Source organism: Flavobacterium sp. (assembly GCF_035292545.1).
Taxonomy (GTDB): domain Bacteria; phylum Bacteroidota; class Bacteroidia; order Flavobacteriales; family Flavobacteriaceae; genus Flavobacterium.
The window spans coordinates 85,435-104,305 of record NZ_DATDPV010000057.1 but is presented as its reverse complement, the minus strand read 5'-3'; the positions used below and the strand labels follow the sequence as shown (position 1 = coordinate 104,305).

17 protein-coding genes are annotated in these 18,871 nt (G+C 35.5%); 9 read left to right on the top strand and 8 right to left on the bottom strand.

Annotated features, from left to right (window positions below):
- Positions 1 to 77 precede the first annotated feature (77 nt).
- The 6 genes from VI621_RS09580 to VI621_RS09555 form a co-directional block, all read right to left on the bottom strand.
- On the bottom strand, positions 78 to 2,258 hold the full coding sequence (locus VI621_RS09580; protein WP_324218159.1) for a M12 family metallo-peptidase: 2,181 nt from the start codon (positions 2,256 to 2,258) through the stop codon (positions 78 to 80).
- A 205-nt stretch (positions 2,259 to 2,463) separates the two neighbouring features.
- Positions 2,464 to 3,123: an aspartate kinase gene (locus VI621_RS09575; RefSeq protein WP_324218158.1), complete on the bottom strand. Its 660-nt coding sequence runs from the start codon at positions 3,121 to 3,123 to the stop codon at positions 2,464 to 2,466.
- A gap of 65 nt (positions 3,124 to 3,188) precedes the next feature.
- Positions 3,189 to 3,548, bottom strand: a complete 360-nt coding sequence (locus VI621_RS09570) for a YraN family protein (RefSeq protein WP_324218157.1) — start codon at positions 3,546 to 3,548, stop codon at positions 3,189 to 3,191.
- Positions 3,549 to 3,608: 60 nt separating this feature from the next.
- The gene (locus VI621_RS09565) at positions 3,609 to 4,499 is read right to left on the bottom strand and encodes an LD-carboxypeptidase (RefSeq protein ID WP_324218156.1); all 891 of its coding nucleotides are present in this window, start codon (positions 4,497 to 4,499) and stop codon (positions 3,609 to 3,611) included.
- 280 nt (positions 4,500 to 4,779) lie between these two features.
- Entirely contained in the window at positions 4,780 to 5,319 is a 540-nt protein-coding gene (locus tag VI621_RS09560; protein ID WP_324218155.1) for a DMP19 family protein, read from the bottom strand.
- Between the two features lie 377 nt (positions 5,320 to 5,696).
- The gene (locus tag VI621_RS09555) at positions 5,697 to 5,924 is read right to left on the bottom strand and encodes a CDGSH iron-sulfur domain-containing protein (RefSeq protein ID WP_324218154.1); all 228 of its coding nucleotides are present in this window, start codon (positions 5,922 to 5,924) and stop codon (positions 5,697 to 5,699) included.
- A 251-nt stretch (positions 5,925 to 6,175) separates the two neighbouring features.
- Between VI621_RS09555 and metG the strand changes: the two genes are divergently transcribed.
- From metG to VI621_RS09540, 3 genes are read left to right on the top strand one after another with little or no spacing between them, the layout of a single operon-like run.
- Positions 6,176 to 8,236 carry a methionine--tRNA ligase gene (metG, locus tag VI621_RS09550; RefSeq protein WP_324218153.1) on the top strand — a complete coding sequence of 687 codons (2,061 nt, stop codon included), beginning with the start codon at positions 6,176 to 6,178 and terminating at the stop codon, positions 8,234 to 8,236.
- A 59-nt stretch (positions 8,237 to 8,295) separates the two neighbouring features.
- Positions 8,296 to 8,982: an HAD family hydrolase gene (locus VI621_RS09545; RefSeq protein ID WP_324218152.1), complete on the top strand. Its 687-nt coding sequence runs from the start codon at positions 8,296 to 8,298 to the stop codon at positions 8,980 to 8,982.
- Positions 8,982 to 9,626 (top strand): chloramphenicol acetyltransferase, encoded by a 645-nt coding sequence (locus VI621_RS09540; protein WP_324218151.1) that lies wholly within the window; start codon positions 8,982 to 8,984, stop codon positions 9,624 to 9,626. The genes VI621_RS09545 and VI621_RS09540 overlap by 1 nt, the downstream gene beginning before the upstream one ends.
- Before the next feature lie 59 nt (positions 9,627 to 9,685).
- Here VI621_RS09540 and VI621_RS09535 read toward each other — a convergent pair whose 3' ends face one another.
- Positions 9,686 to 10,105, bottom strand: coding sequence for an HRDC domain-containing protein (locus VI621_RS09535; RefSeq protein WP_324218150.1), 420 nt, complete (start codon positions 10,103 to 10,105; stop codon positions 9,686 to 9,688).
- An 11-nt stretch (positions 10,106 to 10,116) separates the two neighbouring features.
- Positions 10,117 to 10,449: a single-stranded DNA-binding protein gene (locus tag VI621_RS09530; RefSeq protein ID WP_324218149.1), complete on the bottom strand. Its 333-nt coding sequence runs from the start codon at positions 10,447 to 10,449 to the stop codon at positions 10,117 to 10,119.
- A gap of 386 nt (positions 10,450 to 10,835) precedes the next feature.
- Between VI621_RS09530 and VI621_RS09525 the strand changes: the two genes are divergently transcribed.
- From VI621_RS09525 to VI621_RS09500, 6 genes are all read left to right on the top strand, one after another.
- Positions 10,836 to 12,365: a bifunctional GNAT family N-acetyltransferase/carbon-nitrogen hydrolase family protein gene (locus VI621_RS09525; protein ID WP_324218148.1), complete on the top strand. Its 1,530-nt coding sequence runs from the start codon at positions 10,836 to 10,838 to the stop codon at positions 12,363 to 12,365.
- Positions 12,362 to 12,709 carry a hypothetical protein gene (locus VI621_RS09520; RefSeq protein WP_324218147.1) on the top strand — a complete coding sequence of 116 codons (348 nt, stop codon included), beginning with the start codon at positions 12,362 to 12,364 and terminating at the stop codon, positions 12,707 to 12,709. Before VI621_RS09525 ends, VI621_RS09520 begins: the two co-directional genes overlap by 4 nt.
- An 18-nt stretch (positions 12,710 to 12,727) precedes the next feature.
- Positions 12,728 to 15,064 (top strand): M28 family peptidase, encoded by a 2,337-nt coding sequence (locus VI621_RS09515; RefSeq protein WP_324218146.1) that lies wholly within the window; start codon positions 12,728 to 12,730, stop codon positions 15,062 to 15,064.
- A gap of 70 nt (positions 15,065 to 15,134) precedes the next feature.
- Positions 15,135 to 15,938 carry an SDR family oxidoreductase gene (locus tag VI621_RS09510; protein ID WP_324218145.1) on the top strand — a complete coding sequence of 268 codons (804 nt, stop codon included), beginning with the start codon at positions 15,135 to 15,137 and terminating at the stop codon, positions 15,936 to 15,938.
- 1 nt (position 15,939) lies between these two features.
- A complete protein-coding gene (locus VI621_RS09505) occupies positions 15,940 to 16,872 on the top strand; it encodes a DMT family transporter (RefSeq protein ID WP_324218144.1) in 933 nt (310 codons plus the stop codon).
- Between the two features lie 20 nt (positions 16,873 to 16,892).
- Positions 16,893 to 18,839 carry a S9 family peptidase gene (locus VI621_RS09500; protein WP_324218143.1) on the top strand — a complete coding sequence of 649 codons (1,947 nt, stop codon included), beginning with the start codon at positions 16,893 to 16,895 and terminating at the stop codon, positions 18,837 to 18,839.
- Positions 18,840 to 18,871: the final 32 nt, after the last annotated feature.

The window sequence follows — 18,871 nt, the reverse complement described above, 5'->3', positions numbered from 1 at the left end:
CTTAAATTTTTTTCACATAAAAAAAACAGAAAACCACTTTTTAAAGAGTGGTTTTCTGTTTTAAAGAATGAAATTAATTAATTGAATTTCAATATTTTAAAATTTACTTCTTTTTCATTAAACTTTAATTTAAAGAAGTATGTTCCGCTCGCAAATGCAGACAAATCTACATTTGTATCTAATCCATTAATTTTTTGATGTAATAAAAGTCGTCCTTCGGGATTGTAAACAAATATTTCATTCATCTCCGTTTTAGAAGTTATGGTAACCTGCCCATTGGTTGGATTTGGATAATATGTAAAATCAGTATTTGGAATAAATTCCGCATTGCCAAGAGTAGAAACACAAGAAACATTACCTACATATCCTGGTGCTACCACGCCACCATCAGAATAAAATCTGATAGTTAATGAACCATCCGCGGCGGTAGACTCAAGTGGACCCGGAATAGTATTTCCCGTAAATCCATTTACGCTTAAATCTGTAGCGGAAGTTGAATTCCCATCATATACATGTAAATAATCATAATTGGCTTCTAAATCAAAACTTGTAAATGCTAGCTTTATTTTATTATTGGTCAGATTGGGTATAATGGTTCTTATATAGGCTTGTCCGTCTTGGTAATTTGCCGTTGTACCTCCTGTATCGGTCAAAACGATTCCATTACAATAGTCGGCGGCAGTTAAAAAAATGGTTTCTTTTGAAGGCGCATTAAAATTAGGATTGCAATTTGGGCTAACTTTCGCTCTGTAGAAAGTATTTGGCAACAAATTTATAGCGTTATAACTATTCGCAGAAACAGTATTCCAAGTTCCTGAAGCAGCATTAAATGGAGCGATGTAAAGTTGCCAAGAAGTAATACTGGCATCGACTTCTACCCAGTCTATTAATGCCGTTGTACTTGTGATATTAGAAGCGGCAACAGAACAAACCGAATTAATGCAGGTATTGGTGCAATTTGTACCTAAGCATCCGGCATTATTTACAGAATTAAGTATTACTGATGTTGGTTGAGGGCCAAAACCATTTGCCAGATTTATTCCTACTCCGGAAACCAAATGACAATAACTCATTATAGTTCCTTTAACCGATGTTGAAGGAATTGGACCTTGGGCGCAATTCCCTTCGGGATAACCAGCAGATTGACCACAACCATCAATAGCTGTGTTATTGCCATTCCAGTAACAACCGTGTGTATGCTGTGAACCCAGAAGATGTCCTAATTCATGAGTAATTACCTGAATAGTCCAAGAAAAGGTTGGCACAGTACTATAGGCAAAATTAACATCTGAGTAGCTAAAATTATTTTGTGTACAAAGTCCGTTGGTTCCAATAGCAACTCCTCCTAAACTTCCCGCGTCGATACCTAATAACTGTCCTAAATCACCATCAAACACACATCTGTTGTTATGAAATTGATATAAATAATCAGTTGATGCGGTTCCTGAATAAGGGTCAGGAGATGTCCATACATAAATTGATTTTAATGCTATCGATATTCCATCATTGTTGTAAAGCGTCTGTACATTATTAAAAACAGAAGTTGCCCAATTGTTTGTAGTGGTAGTATTGCTTCCGTTTGCCTGATATAGAGCATAATCCAATTCGAAATAAATTGTAACACACTTTGTACTTAAAGTTTCTCTTGTGGCTGATGGGTTTTTTGGAAGATCTTGAATAATCCCTTCTTTGGTATCACATTTAAAATCGTTCAAGACTTTTAATTCAGTATCCGAATAAATAATATAATCTGGTGAGTCATCTGCTTTATTTAATTTACCAATGACTAAATTATTTAAAGCATCACTCGAAACTAATGCGTTTATTTCATTATTGAAAAAATTGAAAGACGCAACCGAATTCTGATCTCCTTTTATAATTCCCCTGTAATAAAGTCCTTGTTGATATGAAATAGCTTTTGATTTATCTGTATCGGCGTGAAAACCTTCGGCAAACAAATTGACTCGATACAATTGAACCAGAATGATTTTGCCCTGATACGGAACTTCAATCTCAATGTTTTCATACTTGTTTGTCATCAAGTCACTTAGAGATTGTCTTTTGATTTCAGCAAAGGTTGCTTTATCAACAACTTTTTCGATATTGCTATTTTGAATTTCTTCTGTAACTGACAAAACAGAAATAGGTTTGAAAGCAATATTTTGAGATAATAATTCGTTTACTTTTTTGGCAACATTTTTTTGTGCAAAAACACCAAAACATGCCAATAACGCAACAATAGTAAAAACTTTATTCATATTCTTTTTATTATCCTGATAATAATCAAATGTAATCAATATTTTATTTCAGTAAATGCAGCAATACAATATTTGCCACATTTAAAAGACAACAGAGCACATTTTCTTACAGGTTAGATTCCGAATTGTCTACCCTTTTTGTAAATCATTATAAAAATCTAAAAGAACATTAAAATCTAAATCTATTAAAGCATATTCATTTAGTTTACAAAGATTTTAAATCCTTGATTACTTTAAAAGCAACATCCACTTCATCTTCGCTTACTAAAATCGTAAATTCATAAGATGTTGAAATTACCTCATTAATAATAATTCCTTCCCATGCCAAACGTTGAAAAATAAAATAATAAACTCCAGGCGTGGCAACGTTCTCTTTTGGCAATTTGATGGTAATGGAGGCCAGATTATCAGATTTATTCAAAAGCTTTTCTTCCGCAAAAATTTGATCTACAAGATGGCTAACACTTTCGCTAACGACAATGTTGGTTTCACTTACACCTCTTGAAGAAGTATAAAAAATATCCGAATGATTACTGATTTCAGAGATAAATTCAGCATGCTTATTTAAAATCGTATCCGAAACCGCGAATGTAAAATCACACAAAGAAGAACGAACGGTAATCTCCCCTAAATTCTTAAAAACTTTTATGATTTTATGATTTAATCTGAAATCCAGATCCACTGAAAGGCGTTTCAAGGCCATTACAATAGCACCTTGTTTTACTTCTTTTCCCAACTCACTTTCAAGTTCGGTCATCATATTTCTTGATAAAGAAGTCAGATTTATAATTCCTTGAGATAAAGCTCCTAATAGAAATGGTTTGGTTTGAATGTAATTTTCTACAACGGAAGAAACAGTTTTCATGTGTTTTTGTTTAAATTCTTGGGCAAAGATACAATTTAAAAGCAAATTGTTACAGATATAACATCTTAAAAATGATAAAAAGCATCTGTTAAATGTTCTATTTTGAATTGTTTCTCGTTTTTATATATTGCAATGATATCAAAACGAACTTCAACCTCTAAATCATTGGAAATCACATATTCATTTATCGCTTTTACCAGAAGCTGAATTTTTTTGGGTTTTACAAAATCCTGCGGCAATCCAAAATCGATACTCGAACGCGTTTTTACCTCAACAACGGCGAGAATATTTGCTTTTTTGGCAATAATATCAATTTCGGCTTTTTGGAAAGTCCAGTTGGTTTCGACAATCGTGTAGCCGTTTTTTTGTAAAAATTCCACCGCAAGTTCTTCTCCGAGTTTACCTAAATCGTTATGTTCCGCCATTTTTCGATTATTTGATTATTCGATGGTTCGATTTCAGCATTTATAATTCAAAAATTTAAATTATTTAAATTTAAGAATTGATCCTTTTTCGTTTACTTCCAAAGTCACTGTTTTTCCCAGAATCAAAGCACGATTGTCTTTAAGATGCCCGGCAGGAAAATTATAAACTACCGGAAAAGGAAAATCTTTAGTCACATCCTGAATAATTTCTAACGCGTCTTTTCCCCAGGGAATTTCATTGTCATTCATACTCGTCATGCCGCCAATAATCATCCCCTTCAAACCATCAAAATAATCGTTGCGCTTCAGGTTCATCATCATTCGGTCGATATGATACAGATATTCATCTAAATCTTCAATGAAAAGGATTTTGCCTTTGTAGTCGATTTCGGATTTTGAGCCCATAAGACTATACAAAACCGACAGATTCCCACCGACTAATTCGCCTTCCGCTTTTCCTTTTTTATTAAATGCATGGTTCGGAATGTGGTATTCCAATTTTTCGCCAAATAATGCTTTTCGTAAACTTTCACTCGCTTCTGGAGTGGCTGTTTTGGTACTAAGAGCCATCATACCGTGCAAAGTACCAATACCCATGTTGTTAATGTGACTGTGTAAAATGGTCATATCGCTAAAACCAACAATCCATTTTGGTTTCTTTTTGAAATTCGTAAAATCAAGTCTGTCGATAATACGGACGGTTCCATAACCGCCTTTGGCGCCCCAAATCGCTTTTATTTTTGGGTTGTCCAGCATTTCCTGAAAATCTGTCGCACGAAGCCAATCCGGTCCTGCCAATTGATTTTCCTCTTTTCCGATGGTTCTTCCAATCACTACATGCAATCCCCAACTTTCCAGTAATTTGATGGCGGGTTGTAAAGTTTCAATATCAATTTTTCTGGCTGTTGCCGTAATACCAACGGTATCTCCTTTTTTCAAAAATTCTGGCATAATTTTATGGTTTTGTGCTTGTGAATAGAAAGTCAAAAAAAGAAATAAAAATAAAATGGTTTTGGTTTTCCTCATTTGATTTTGAAATGTATAAAACAAATGTATAAAAGTTATGGTGATTGGCATGTCTTCTGGGTAGATTTTACGGTTTTTGGTAAATGGGACGCAAATACTATACCTTTAAAATTTCTTTTATCCTTTTCGGGTAAATGGATTTTGAAAACTCATAAAGAACTGGTCGAAATACCATCCCGTTAATCTTAAATTGGATTGCTGTAGTTTACAATCTTTTAATCTCATGACCCACAAATTCTTCTAAGGTTGCAAACATGTCGTCTACAGAAAGCACTTCGAAATCTGGGTGTGTTTTTAAAAAATCAGCATTCAAAGTAACAAGGTTTTCTTCTATTTCAAAAAAAGTATCGTTGTTGAGCAAATCCCGGGTTGGATTTACGCCTTCCAGTTTCCCTTTCAGAAATTTAGTCAGCTTTACACTGCTCATTAATTTTACTTTTTTGGATTGCTGTTGGAATAATTCCAAATGCTTTTCAGCGCCAATCAAGGCCAAACCTTCTTCTATCAATTCGTTTAGTTCCTTATCCCAACCCGAATTATATACAAATTGAGCAAAATTTCCTTCGGTATATTGCGATGTATAATAATCTAAATAATAACTCATTAAAGCATCTTCATGAATCAAATCATCGTTCACGCCTTCCTCCCGCATTAAGTTGATTACCGAAATATTAGAGTGAATCACATCTTGGAGATTTTCACTGTTCATTGCGGTTTCTGAAATAATTATTCTACCGAATTCCATAGGTTTTGTGTTTGAATATGTGCTGCAAATTTCGGGTAAAATAGTGAAGAATCGAAATGTTTTTTTACTACAAATTACACAGATTCGCACAGATTGATTAGCGTTAACATTTAACTGACTTCGGATTCGTTATCATTTTTTTTTCTGATTCATTTTTGTAACCAAAGCTTTCAAGCGTAAGTTTTTTTCTTTTTTCTCTTCCTGAACTTTAGCCTTTTTCCGATTTAGCAATTTGGTGTGTAAAGCCTTATTTTTAATGTTTTTTTCGGGTCCTTTTGCCATAATTTATAATCTTCTTTAATTCTAATCTACAAACATAAAAAAAGCCGCATTAAAAATGCAACTTTTCTGATGCGCTAAGCACAAAAATGAATTCTTTAATTCGTTTTCATTGGAGGCAAATCAAACGCTATTGAATCATGTTCAAAATTATTGCGGTGTGAGCCATCACAAAAAGGTTTACTTGATGATAATCCACAGCGACAAAGACCCAATGCGGCTCTTCCCTGTAGTCCATAAACACTCCCTTCTTGGTCCAATATTTCGAAATCACCTTCTATTTTTATAGAACCGTTTTTATTGATTATTAATTTTGTTTTGCTCATAACGCTTTTCGTTTATTTTGGGTCAAAGATTGTAAAATATAGTGTTACAATTTAGTAATCTTGCAATTATTTTTGAACCTAAGTTTCAATTCGGAATCAACTCTTGTGATCGACCACTAAATCCCCAGCCCCGATAAAAGTGGAAATCCTTATTGTTTTTCCTTTAAAAACAATAAGATTGCAACGTATAGCGGGAAATAGCTTCAAATAAAAATTCTATTGCTTATTTTTGCAGTCAATTAAATTGAGTTATGTTACAAAATCCAAAAAGATATACCATTACAGCGGCATTGCCTTATACGAACGGACCGATTCACATTGGCCATTTGGCGGGTGTTTATGTGCCTTCCGATATTTATTCCAGATACTTGCGTTTGCAGGGAAAAGACGTGGCGTTTGTTTGCGGAAGCGATGAACACGGCGTGGCGATTTCGATGAAAGCCAAAAAAGAAGGCATTACACCACAGGAAGTAATCGATAAATATGATGGAATAATTCGCAAGTCGTTTATTGATTTCGGAATTTCGTTTGATAATTACTCCCGAACTTCATCTAAGATTCATCATGATACCGCTTCGGAATTTTTTAGAAAACTGTATAATCAAGGCGATTTTATCGAGGAAGTGACCGAGCAATTGTATGATGCAAAGGCAGATCAGTTTCTAGCCGACCGTTTTGTGGTGGGAACTTGTCCAAAATGCGGCAACGAAGAAGCCTACGGTGACCAATGTGAAAAATGTGGTTCAACTTTGAATGCAACGGATTTAATTAATCCAAAATCGACCATCACGGGAGAAACACCGATTATGAAATCGACGAAACACTGGTTTTTACCTTTGGACCGTTATGAAGATTTTTTGAAAGAATGGATTCTTGTTGGACATAAAAATGACTGGAAACCGAACGTTTACGGACAGGTAAAATCATGGATTGATGGGGGATTGGAACCTCGTGCGGTAACTCGTGACCTTGATTGGGGAATTGATGTTCCGGTGGAAGGTGCTGAAGGAAAAAAATTATATGTATGGTTTGATGCGCCGATTGGTTATATTTCATCTACCAAAGAATGGGCATTGCGTGAAGGAAAAGACTGGGAGCCTTATTGGAAAGATAAAGACACCAAACTGGTACACTTTATCGGAAAAGACAATATTGTTTTTCACTGCATTATTTTCCCTGCGATGCTAAAAGCTGAAGGAAGTTATATTTTGCCAGATAATGTACCAGCGAATGAGTTCTTGAATTTGGAAGGAAATAAATTATCAACGTCCAAAAACTGGGCAGTTTGGTTGCATGAATATTTGGAAGATTTCCCGAATCAGCAGGATGTGTTGCGTTATGCATTGACTTCAAATGCTCCGGAAACAAAAGACAATGACTTTACCTGGAAAGATTTTCAGGCGAGAAACAATAATGAATTGGTGGCGATTTTTGGGAATTTCATCAATCGTGTCGTGGTTTTAACCAACAAATATTACACCGGAATTGTTCCGCAACCCAACGAACTTTCTGAAGTTGACGAAGCGACTTTAACAGAATTGAAAGCGTATCCTGCTGTAATTTCGAGTTCAATAGAACGATACAGATTCAGAGAGGCTTTAGGCGAATTAATGAACGTTGCCCGCTTGGGAAATAAATATTTAGCCGACGAAGAGCCTTGGAAAGTCATCAAAGACAATCCGGAACGCGTGCAAACGCAAATGTATGTGGCGTTGCAAATCGCAGCAGCATTAAGCGTTTTGTGTGAACCATTTCTGCCTTTCACTTCGACTAAATTATCAAGAATTTTAAAAATTGAAGATAAAATCAGTTGGAAAACCATTGCGGAAGATTCTGATTTAATTCCGGCCGGACATCAGATTGGCGAAGCCGAATTGTTGTTTTCTAAAATTGAAGATGAGGAAATCCAAAAACAAATCGATAAACTGGAAGCCACCAAAGTAGCCAACAAAGCCGAAAACAAAAACGTGGAACCTCAAAAAGAAGCGATTCAATATGAGGATTTTGCCAAAATGGATTTGCGTGTCGGAACCATCTTAGAAGCGGAAAAAATGCCAAAAGCCAACAAACTTTTAGTTTTGAAAATCGATACCGGAATTGACGTTCGCACGATAGTTTCAGGAATTGCAGAAAGTTTTTCTCCGGAAGAAATCATTGGAAAACGAGTGACTGTTTTAGTGAATCTGGCACCAAGAATGTTACGTGGCGTAGAAAGTCAGGGCATGATTCTGATGACAAATAACGCAGAAGGAAAATTGGTTTTTGTGAATCCGGATGCTGATGGTGTTGCGAATGGGGAAAGCATAAATTAAAGATAATTTTTAAAATCCTTTCAGCGTTTAAAAGTCTGAAAGGATTAAAATATACTATTATGAACCTAAAAGTAATTGCTTTCGACGCCGATGATACCTTGTTTATCAACGAGCCTTATTTTGAAGAAGCCGAAAAGAAATTTTGCGTGCTTCTTGAAGATTATCTGTCACATCAGGGACTTTCGCGAGAGCTTTTTACCACTCAGGTGAACAATCTGCCTTTGTATGGTTATGGGATAAAAGGGTATATTCTTTCGATGATTGAAGCAGCGATTAAAGTTTCAAACGGTACTATTAGTGTTGATTTTATTAAAAAAATCACCGAATACGGAAAAGATTTAATCGAAAAACCGATTGAATTGATTGATGGTGTTGAAGAAACCTTGCAGGCACTTCATGGAAAATACAAATTGGTTGTCGCTACCAAAGGCGATTTAAAAGACCAACAACGGAAATTACACAAATCCGGATTGGGTAATTATTTTCATCATATTGAAGTGATGGATGACAAACAGGAAATCAATTATCAGAAACTGGTGAAGCGTTTGGACATTCAGCCTTCTGAATTTATGATGATTGGCAACTCCCTAAAATCGGATGTTTTGCCCGTTTTAGAAATCGGTGGATATGCCATTCATATTCCGTTTCACACCACTTGGGAGCATGAACGCATTGACCATAAAGTGGAACACCAAAACTTCAGTGCAGTCGAAAAAATTATTGATGTTCTAAAAATTTTACAATAGTGAAAACACTTTTAGATATTGATAATTGGTCTAGAAAGGAACATTTTCATTTTTTCAGGAAATTTGAAGAGCCTTTTTTTGGCGCCATTATCGAAATCGATTGTACCAAAGCTTATGAAACTGCGAAAGCTTTAGACTCCTCTTTTTTTGTCTATTATTTACACAAAACATTGGTTGCTGTCAATAGCATTGAACCATTCAGGTATAGAATTTCAGAAGATAATATCTTTGTTTACGACCAAATTAACGGTTCGGCAACCATAAGCAGAGCAGATAATTCATTCGGATTTTCATTGATGGAATACGACGCTGATTTTCAGGTTTTTTCTAAAAATGCTTTAATGGAAATCGAACGTATTCAAAAAACTCCGGGACTTTTTACCCGAAGTTTTGAAGAGGACAACCTGATTCATTTTTCGGCCGTTCCGTGGCTGAATTTTACTTCGCTTTCACATGCGAGAAGTTTTTCTTTTGCAGACAGTTGTCCGAAAATCTCGTTTGGAAAAATGATGATTGCTGAAAATGGAAAAAGAACCATGTCCATGTCTATTCACGTGCATCACGGATTAATGGATGGTTTTCATGTGGGACAATTTGTGGATTGTTTTCAGGAATTGATGAATGGCAGATTTTTATTAAAATAAAAAAACCACCGACAGTTGCCGATGGTTTTCAGTTTATTTTTAATAATTCTACAAAGCATTCAAAACGGAAATAATATCATCTCCATGCTTTCGGTTTTTTTATCCCCAAATCCTTTAATTCGTTTTAGCTCCTCCATATTGTTTGGCTTTTTGACGGCAATGTTGATTAATTCAGAGTTATGGCAAATCATAAAACCGGAAAGGTTCAATTCAGTTGCTTTATCAGTTCTCCATTGCTTTAAATGTTGCAAGATATGAAGCTGATCCGATGTCAAATCCGATTCTTGAATTTGTTCGACTGTTTTTGTTTCAACTTTCTCTTCATAATGAATCATAACCGACCAATAATTGGCTTCCGATTCCACAAAATGAGTGTCCGATTTTACAAATTTTATCCTTTCTAAAAAGTCATTTAATTGTCCTTGATCGGAAATGAGATTTTCAGGATTAAGTCCTATGTTAAATAATTTGACTTTCATAAAACCTCTAATTATTTACCTAAAAGATGTACTTCAGTCACCACAACTTCTGTGACATAACGTTTTTCACCGTTTTTATCATCGTAACTTCTGTGCGTCAGTTTGCCTTCGACGGCAATTTCCCTGCCTTTGATCACATATTTTTCGATGATTTCAGCAGTTTTTCCCCATGCGGTTATTCTGTGCCATTCGGTTTGTTCTACTTTTTCTCCTTTGTCGTTTTTGTAACTGTCGTTCGTGGCGATGGTTAGATTGGCTAATTTTTTTCCTCCGTCAAAATTTTTGATTTCCGGATCGTTTCCTACGTTTCCGATTAACTGTACTCTGTTTTTCATTGCATTCATGGCGTGTAAAATTTAATTGATTATAATAAATGATTTTCGTTCGTGCTGATTGTTGTTTCAAATCAACGATGCAAAGATGTGGCGGTTTCCAAAAGTTATTCGGTTGTAAACTATTTAATTTCGTTTGTAGTTGTTTGTAACCGTTTGTAAATGGAAATTTAATGCTATATTTGATTGAATCTAAATCTTAGAATCATTAAAAGTAAACACAAAATACGAATCTTATCTAGCCCTGATAGCGCCGATATCCTCGTAACGCAGTGAAGAGATAAAGGCAAAAGCAGGAAAATGATTTATAAAAATGCCCAAGCTTTTCGCTCTTAAAAAAAGTGTGTTTAAATTACCGCGTCCTTTCCAAATTCAATAATTAAAGAAAATAAAATGTTATGCAGGCAAAAATAAAAAAAGTAGAATTACGGAATCTGAAGATTGAAGACTACAAGGAGTTAAAAAAATCAATGATAAAATCTTATCCAGAGTTGGAAGACTCGCATTGGAAAGAAGAAGATATTGAAAAATTACTTGATATGTTTCCTGAAGGACAAGTAGTGATTTTGGCAGACAAAAAAGTGGTTGGCGCCGCATTTTCATTAATTGTAGACGAAATTCTGGTGGATAAAAATCCCAATTATGCCAGGATAACAGGAAATTTCACTTTCTCTACACACAATCCAAAAGGAGAAATTTTATATGGAATAGATGTCTTTATTCATCCTGATTACAGGGGTTTGCGACTAGGGAGACGATTGTATGATGCCCGAAAAGAATTGTGTGAAAAATTGAATCTGAAGGCCATCGTTTTTGCAGGAAGAATTCCGAATTACAGCAAATATGCCCAAGAACTGACTCCCAAAAAATATATCGATAAAGTAAAACTAAAAGAATTGCATGACCCTGTACTTTCTTTTCAGTTGAGTAATGATTTCCACGTAATGAGAATCATGAAAAACTATCTTGCTGGGGATATAGACTCCAAAGAGTTTGCCGTTTTATTAGAATGGAACAATATTTATTATGATGAAAGTCCTCAATTATTAAATACTCAAAAAAGCATCATCCGACTTGGATTAATTCAGTGGCAAATGCGCCCGTTAAAAGACTTGGATGCTTTATTTGAGCAGGCCGAATTTTTTATTGATGCCGTATCCGGTTATAAAACTGATTTTGCCCTTTTCCCGGAGTTATTTATTGCTCCGCTTATGGCAGATTACAATCATTTGTCTGAACCTGATGCCATTAGAGAACTTGCAAAATATGCAGATCCTATTCGTAAGCGTTTTCAGGAATTTGCCATCTCTTATAATATTAATATCATTTCAGGAAGTATGCCTTATTTAGAAAATGGCACTTTGTACAATGTCGGTTTTCTTTGTAAAAGAGACGGAACTTCTGAAATGTATTATAAGATTCATATTACCCCGAATGAAGTCTTGCATTGGGGAATGAAAGGCGGTTCGCAAATCAAAACTTTTGATACCGATTGCGGTAAAATAGGCATTATGATTTGTTATGATGTTGAATTTCCGGAGCTATCAAGATTAATGGTTGATGAGGGAATGAATATTTTATTTGTACCGTTTTTAACCGATAATCAAAGTGGTTATGTAAGAGTAAAACACTGTGCACAGGCCCGAGCCATAGAAAATGAATGTTATGTAGCCATTGCCGGTTGCGTCGGAAATCTTCCGAAAGTAAACAATATGGATATCCAATATGCACAATCTGCGGTTTTTACGCCTTCTGATTTTGCGTTTCCAAGCACGGGAATAAAAGCGGAAACAACTCCTAATACGGAAATGACCTTGATTGTTGATGTGGATATAAATTTGCTTAAAGAACTTCATGAACATGGAAGCGCCAGGATTCTAAAAGACCGTAGAACAGACTTGTATGAAATTAAAAAAATCAATCCATGAAAACCTGTTTAGAATGTGGTGAAAAAATTGTGGGTCGCGAGGACAAAAAGTTTTGCAGCGATGGCTGCCGGAATGCTTACAATAACAAAATTAACAAAGACAGTAACAACTTCATGCGCAATGTGAACAATAAGTTGCGTAAAAACTATCGTATTCTGTCCGAACTTAATATCGAAGGGAAATCAAAAACCACCCGAACAAAATTACTAAGCAAAGGCTTCGATTTTGAATTCTTCACGAATATTTTGCAGACCAAAACCGGAAACACCTATCATTTTATTTATGACCAGGGCTATCTCTTTTTGGATAATGATTTTTACATGTTAGTCAAGAAAGACATTTAAAACCCAAATTTTTATCTGATGAAAAGAAACTATTCTTCAATATTATCCGCCTTATTTATCCTCGGGATTCTTGGTTTGATTTATCTCTCCATGATGCCGCAATGGGTTTCAAAAGAAGAAGGTCCCCTTTCCGAATTTTCTACCAAAAGAACTTTGGAACAAGTCGCCATGATTTCAAAAGAACCGCATTATATAGGTTCCGAAAACCACAAAGTCGTTGCTGATTATCTTGAGAAGGAATTGCGAAAATTAGGTTTAGAAACTCAAAGCCAAGAGGGAACAACACTTTCAGATTGGGGAAATCTGGTAAAATCTAAAAATATTTTAGCCCGAATAAAAGGTTCAAACAACTCCAAAGCGTTATTACTGCTTTCTCATTATGACAGCGCGCCCCATTCCTATTCCCATGGCGCGAGCGATAATGCGGTTGGGGTTGCCACAATATTGGAAGGAATACGTACTTTTTTGCACAACAAAACACCGCATAAGAATGATATTATTATTTTGTTTTCGGATGCAGAAGAATTGGGTTTAAATGGCGCCGCACTTTTTGTTAAGAAAAGCAATTGGGCCAAAGACATCGGTTTGGTTCTGAATTTTGAAGCCCGGGGTTCTGCCGGCCCTTCCTACATGTTAATGGAAGTGAATCAAGGAAATGGAGCACTGGTCAAAATTTTTTCAGAAGCCAATCCGAAATATCCCGTTTCTAATTCATTGATGTACAGTATTTATAAAATGTTGCCGAATGACACCGATTTAACGGTTTTTCGGGAACAGGGAAATATTCAGGGGTTTAATTTTGCTTTTATTGACAATCATTTTAATTATCATACCGCGCAAGACGATTTCGATCATGTGAGCCAAAAAACAGTTGCACATCAGGGCACTTATTTAATGCCATTATTGAAACATTTCTCGAATGCTGATTTGAAAAACATGAATTCGACAAAGGATTATGTGTATTTCAACATTCCCTTTTATTTTGTAAATTATCCTTTTAGTTGGATTTTTCCAATGCTGATTTTAGCAATTCTGTTATTTTTGGCTTTGGTTTTTATTGGAATTGGTAAAAGAATTTTGACTGTAAAAGAAATCGGAAAAGGATTTTTACCTTTATTCGGTTCGTTAACGGTTTCTGGAATCCTAACTTTTTTAGGCTGGAAAATCATGCTGGCACTTTATCCTCAATACAATGATATTCTTCAGGGATTCACCTACAACGGACACGATTATATTGCTGCATTTGGATTTTTAAGTTTAGCAATCGGATTTTTATTTTACAGAAATTCAAATGCCGGAAAATTGGCCATCAACCATGCAATTGCGCCATTATTCCTTTGGATTATCCTCAATTTCGCGATTGCTTTTGCTCTGCCAGGAGCAGGATTTTTTATAATTCCTGTCTTCTTTGGATTGATTATGTTGGGTTATTTTGTTATCACTCAAAAATTTAACAAAACCCTGAATTTGATTTTGAGTATTCCCGCACTTATTATTTTCGTGCCATTCATCATCATGTTTCCCATAGGATTAGGATTAAAAATTTTGGCTGGAAGTGCGATTTTGACGATTTTGGTTTTCGGATTATTATTGCCCGTTCTCGGTTCATTTTACAAAAAATGGGTTTGGTCGCTTTTGATGTTTTTAATTTCTGTTGGATTTTTTGTGAATGCTCATTTGCATTCGGGTTATGAAAAAGGAAAAGCAAAACCAAACAGTTTACTTTATGTATATGATGCCGACAAAAACAAAGCGGTTTGGGCAACATATGACACCAATTTGGATGGATGGACCAAAAAATATTTGAGTGATCATCCAAAAGATGCTTCAATATTAAATACATATCCTTTATACAGCAAATACAATTCGGGGTTTACTTTTATGGCTGATGCACCGGTAAAAGATATCTCTGGCCAGAGGATAGAATTTGTTCAAGACAGCATTATTGGCAATCGACGTTATTTAAAAATTAAAATTACACCTCAAAGATTAAAAGTCAATCGTTATGATATTTATGCCAATGAAAAAATAGTTTTCCATAATTTGAAGGCCAATGGCGCTGGTGCTTTAGATCAAAAAGGTTCCAGATATCAACGAAAAGGCAAGAAAATAATCAGTTATTATGTGGTGGAGAACGAACCTTTGGAACTTCAATTTTCTGTTGCTAAAAATACTGTTTTGGATATGAGTCTGATGGAAAGTTCTTTCGATTTAATGACACAAAGTGGATTTGCGATTGCAAAACGTGAATCTTGGATGATGCCGATGCCATTTGTTTTGAATGATGCTGTGGTAATTAAACAGAAAATAATACAAAATGTAAATCAGCAAGTAAAATTTATAAAAGAACCTTAGGATTTTAAAAATCAAAATTTAATGAAAAGGCATAACCTAATTATTATAAACAATACAATTCCAGCTGCAAATGAAACAAATTAGTATTCTTGGTTGTGGCTGGTTGGGTTTGCCATTGGCGAAAGTTTTATTAGAACAAGGATTTTCTGTAAATGGTTCCACCACTTCAATTAATAAAATTTCTGAATTTGAAAATTTAGGGATCCATGCTTTTTTGATTTCGCTTTCTGCCCATCAGACTGAAGGTGATATTTTTGCTTTTTTAGAAAACTCGGAAATCCTGATTATTGATATTCCACCCAAATTACGGGGTGCCGAAAAAGAGAATTTTGTAAATAAAATAGCAATTCTAATTCCATTTATTGAAGAATCATCAGTCAAAAAAGTGCTGTTTGTTAGTTCTACTTCGGTTTATAATGATGATAATTCAATTGTAACTGAAGAAACCAAACCTCAACCGGATACCGAATCCGGAAAGCAATTATTAGAAGCGGAAACTCTTTTGCAAAGCAACAAAAACGTCCAAACCACTGTTGTCCGTTTTGGCGGATTAATTGGCGAAGACCGACATCCAATCAAGTTTTTAGCTGGACGAAATAACCTTGAAAACCCTGATGGCCCAATAAATCTAATTCATCAAAAAGATTGCATCGGTATTATTTTAAGAATCATTGAAAAAGATTATTGGAACGAAACTTTCAATGCAGTGGCTCCTTTTCATCCAACGCGAGAAGAATATTATACTCAAAAAGCTGTGGAATTGAATTTGGCTTTGCCGGAATTTAACCATGACAAATCATCTGTAGGGAAAACAATTTTGAGTGAGAAAGTCGAAAAGGTTTTAGACTATAATTTTATGATAACAAATTTATAACGTGAGAACCAGAATACGCAACGCATTTTCGTCCAGAATAAATACGATTGGATTACCCATTTTAGCCTTGTGCTGGGTCAGTTTCTTTTGGGGCACTACTTGGATAGCTTCAAAAGAAGGCGTGAAACACATGCCGGCTTTACAATTGGCTGCCATCAGGCAATTCATCGGTGGATTTATATATATTTCGTTTTTCTTATTCAAAAAAACGCCCTGGCCAAAAGGGAAACAATGGAAAACCATCATTATTCTGAGCATTCTTAATTTTGTGCTGAGTAACGGCTTAAGCACTTGGGGCATAAAGTACATCAGTAGCGGATTGGGCGCCATCATTGGAGCCATTGTCCCTTTATGGATTGTCATCATTACTTTTTTCCGAGGCGAACGATTGGCGCGAATAACGGTTATTGGTTTAATAGTCAGTTTTGGAGGCGTTTGTGTCATTTTCTATGATCATTTAAATGATTTCCTGATTCCTGATTTTAGATTTGGCATTATTCTGTCTTTAATAGCGACTCTAACTTGGGCCTTTGGTTCCTTATACACTAAGAAAAAAGCGGCAAGTTTTAATCCGTATTTTAGTTTGGGATTACAAATGTTCCTTTCGAGTATTTTACTTTTTGCCTATACCGGAGCAACTGGCACTTCCGTTAGTTTAAGTTCTATTCCAGCCATTTCGTGGTGGTCTATCGCTTATTTAGTCGTTTTTGGATCGGTCCTTACTTTTATCGCCTTTATCTATGCGCTTCAGCATCTTCCTGCTGAAATAAGTAGCATTTATGCTTACATAAATCCGATAATAGCTGTAATTTTAGGTGCTGTAATTTTTGGAGAAACGCTCAATGCTGCCATTGCAATAGGGGGCACAGTTACCTTATTCGGATTGTATATGGTAAATTATTCGCTGAGAAAAGCACGAAAAAGTAGTATCTGAACCTAATAAAATTAAAAACTATGAAGCTAAAAATTGTTTTTTTAATTGCAACCTCTCTTTCGCTATTTGCCGTTCACGGACAACAGAAGAAAGGTGTAGTCGTTCCAAATGAAAATTTGATTGCCGAAAATATCGCCGAAATACCCAAAGAATTGGCCACTGAGGTAAAAAAATATTCAGAATCAAGAAGTGCTTCTTTGGCAGAAATCCATCCTACAAAAAACGACATTATCATTAACACCCGATTTGGTTCGACATCACAACTTCACCGGGTTACCCAGCCCATGGGAGCGAGAACACAAATCACTTTTTTCGACGAGCCGGTTAGTGGCGCAACTTATGAACCTGTAAAAGGAGAATATCTGATTTATTCAAAAGATATTGGAGGAAATGAATTTGGGCAATTATTTAAACTTGATTTAAAAACACTTCAATCTACGCTATTAACCAATGGTGGCCGTTCCCAAAATGGCGGCGTAACTTGGCGTAAAGACGGAAAAGGATTCTATTACTCCTCTACCAGAAGAAATGGCGGAGACCGCGATATTTATTATATGGATCCGAACAATCCTAAATCGGACAAACTAATTTTACAAGTAAAAGGCGGTGGATGGGGCATACACGATATTTCTTCAGACTATAAAAAATTATTGGTGGGTGAATATATTTCGGCCAATGAATCCCATATTTGGTTATTGGACATCGAATCCGGGAAGTTAACCGAAATCACGGATAGAAAATCCAAAGGCATCATACAATCTGAAGCTAATTTTTCGGACAGGAATAATGAGATTTGGTTTGTAACGGATAAAGACAATGAATTTGAACGTCTGGCTACTTTAAATTTAGACACAAAAAAGGTAAGTTATCACACTTCAAATATTCCCTGGAATGTGGAAAATTATGATTTATCCGAAGATGAAAAGTCAATTGTTTTCATAACCAATGAAGCAGGATTGAACAAAATGTATTTGATGAACGCAAATGACAAATCTTATAAAGAGGTTAAAAACCTTTCAATCGGTTTAATCGGAGGCGCCAGTTTTACAAAAGACAATCAGAATGTTTTCTTCACACAATCAACAGCACAATCGGCAGCCGATGTTTATAAACTTACTTTAAAAACAGGAAACATAGAACGTTGGACAGAAAGTGAGTTGGGCGAAATGCAAAAATCAGACATGTCAACCCCTAAGTTCATCGAATGGAAAAGTTTTGATAATCTGAAAATTTCTGGCTTTTATTATCCAGCAGCAACAAAATTCACTGGTAAAAGACCTGTGTTAATCAGTATTCACGGTGGTCCTGAAGGTCAATCTCTGGCTTCCTTTTTGGGTTCTAATAATTATTACACCAATGAGATGGGTGTCGCCTTAATAGCTCCAAACGTTCGCGGTTCGTCTGGATTTGGAAAAACTTTTTTAACCAAAGACAACGGATTTTTGAGAGAAGATTCGGTAAAAGATATTGGTGCTTTATTGGACTGGATTGCACAACAACCCGAATTAGACAAAGACCGGGTGATGATTATGGGAGGAAGTTATGGCGGTTATATGACTTTAGCGACAGCGTTCCATTATGCAGATAAGATAAAATGTTCAGTTGACATTGTAGGGATTTCCAATTTCAATACTTTTTTGAAAAACACCGAAGAATACAGAAGGGATTTAAGAAGAGTGGAATACGGTGATGAAAGAGACCCGAAAATGGCTGCTTTTTTCGAAAAAATGGCGCCTTTAAACAATATTGATAAAATCAAAAAACCCCTATTTATAATTCAGGGGACAAACGATCCAAGAGTTCCCGTTACCGAAGCCACCCAAATGCGCGATAAACTAAAAGCCCAAGGCAATACGGTTTGGTATTTGGAAGCAAAAGACGAAGGCCACGGATTTAAAAAGAAATCCAATATCGATTTTCAGCGCTTGGCCGTAATTCGTTTTATGCAGGAATATTTAATAAAATAAGAGAATAAAAAGATCCCATCTGCCGAGGCTGA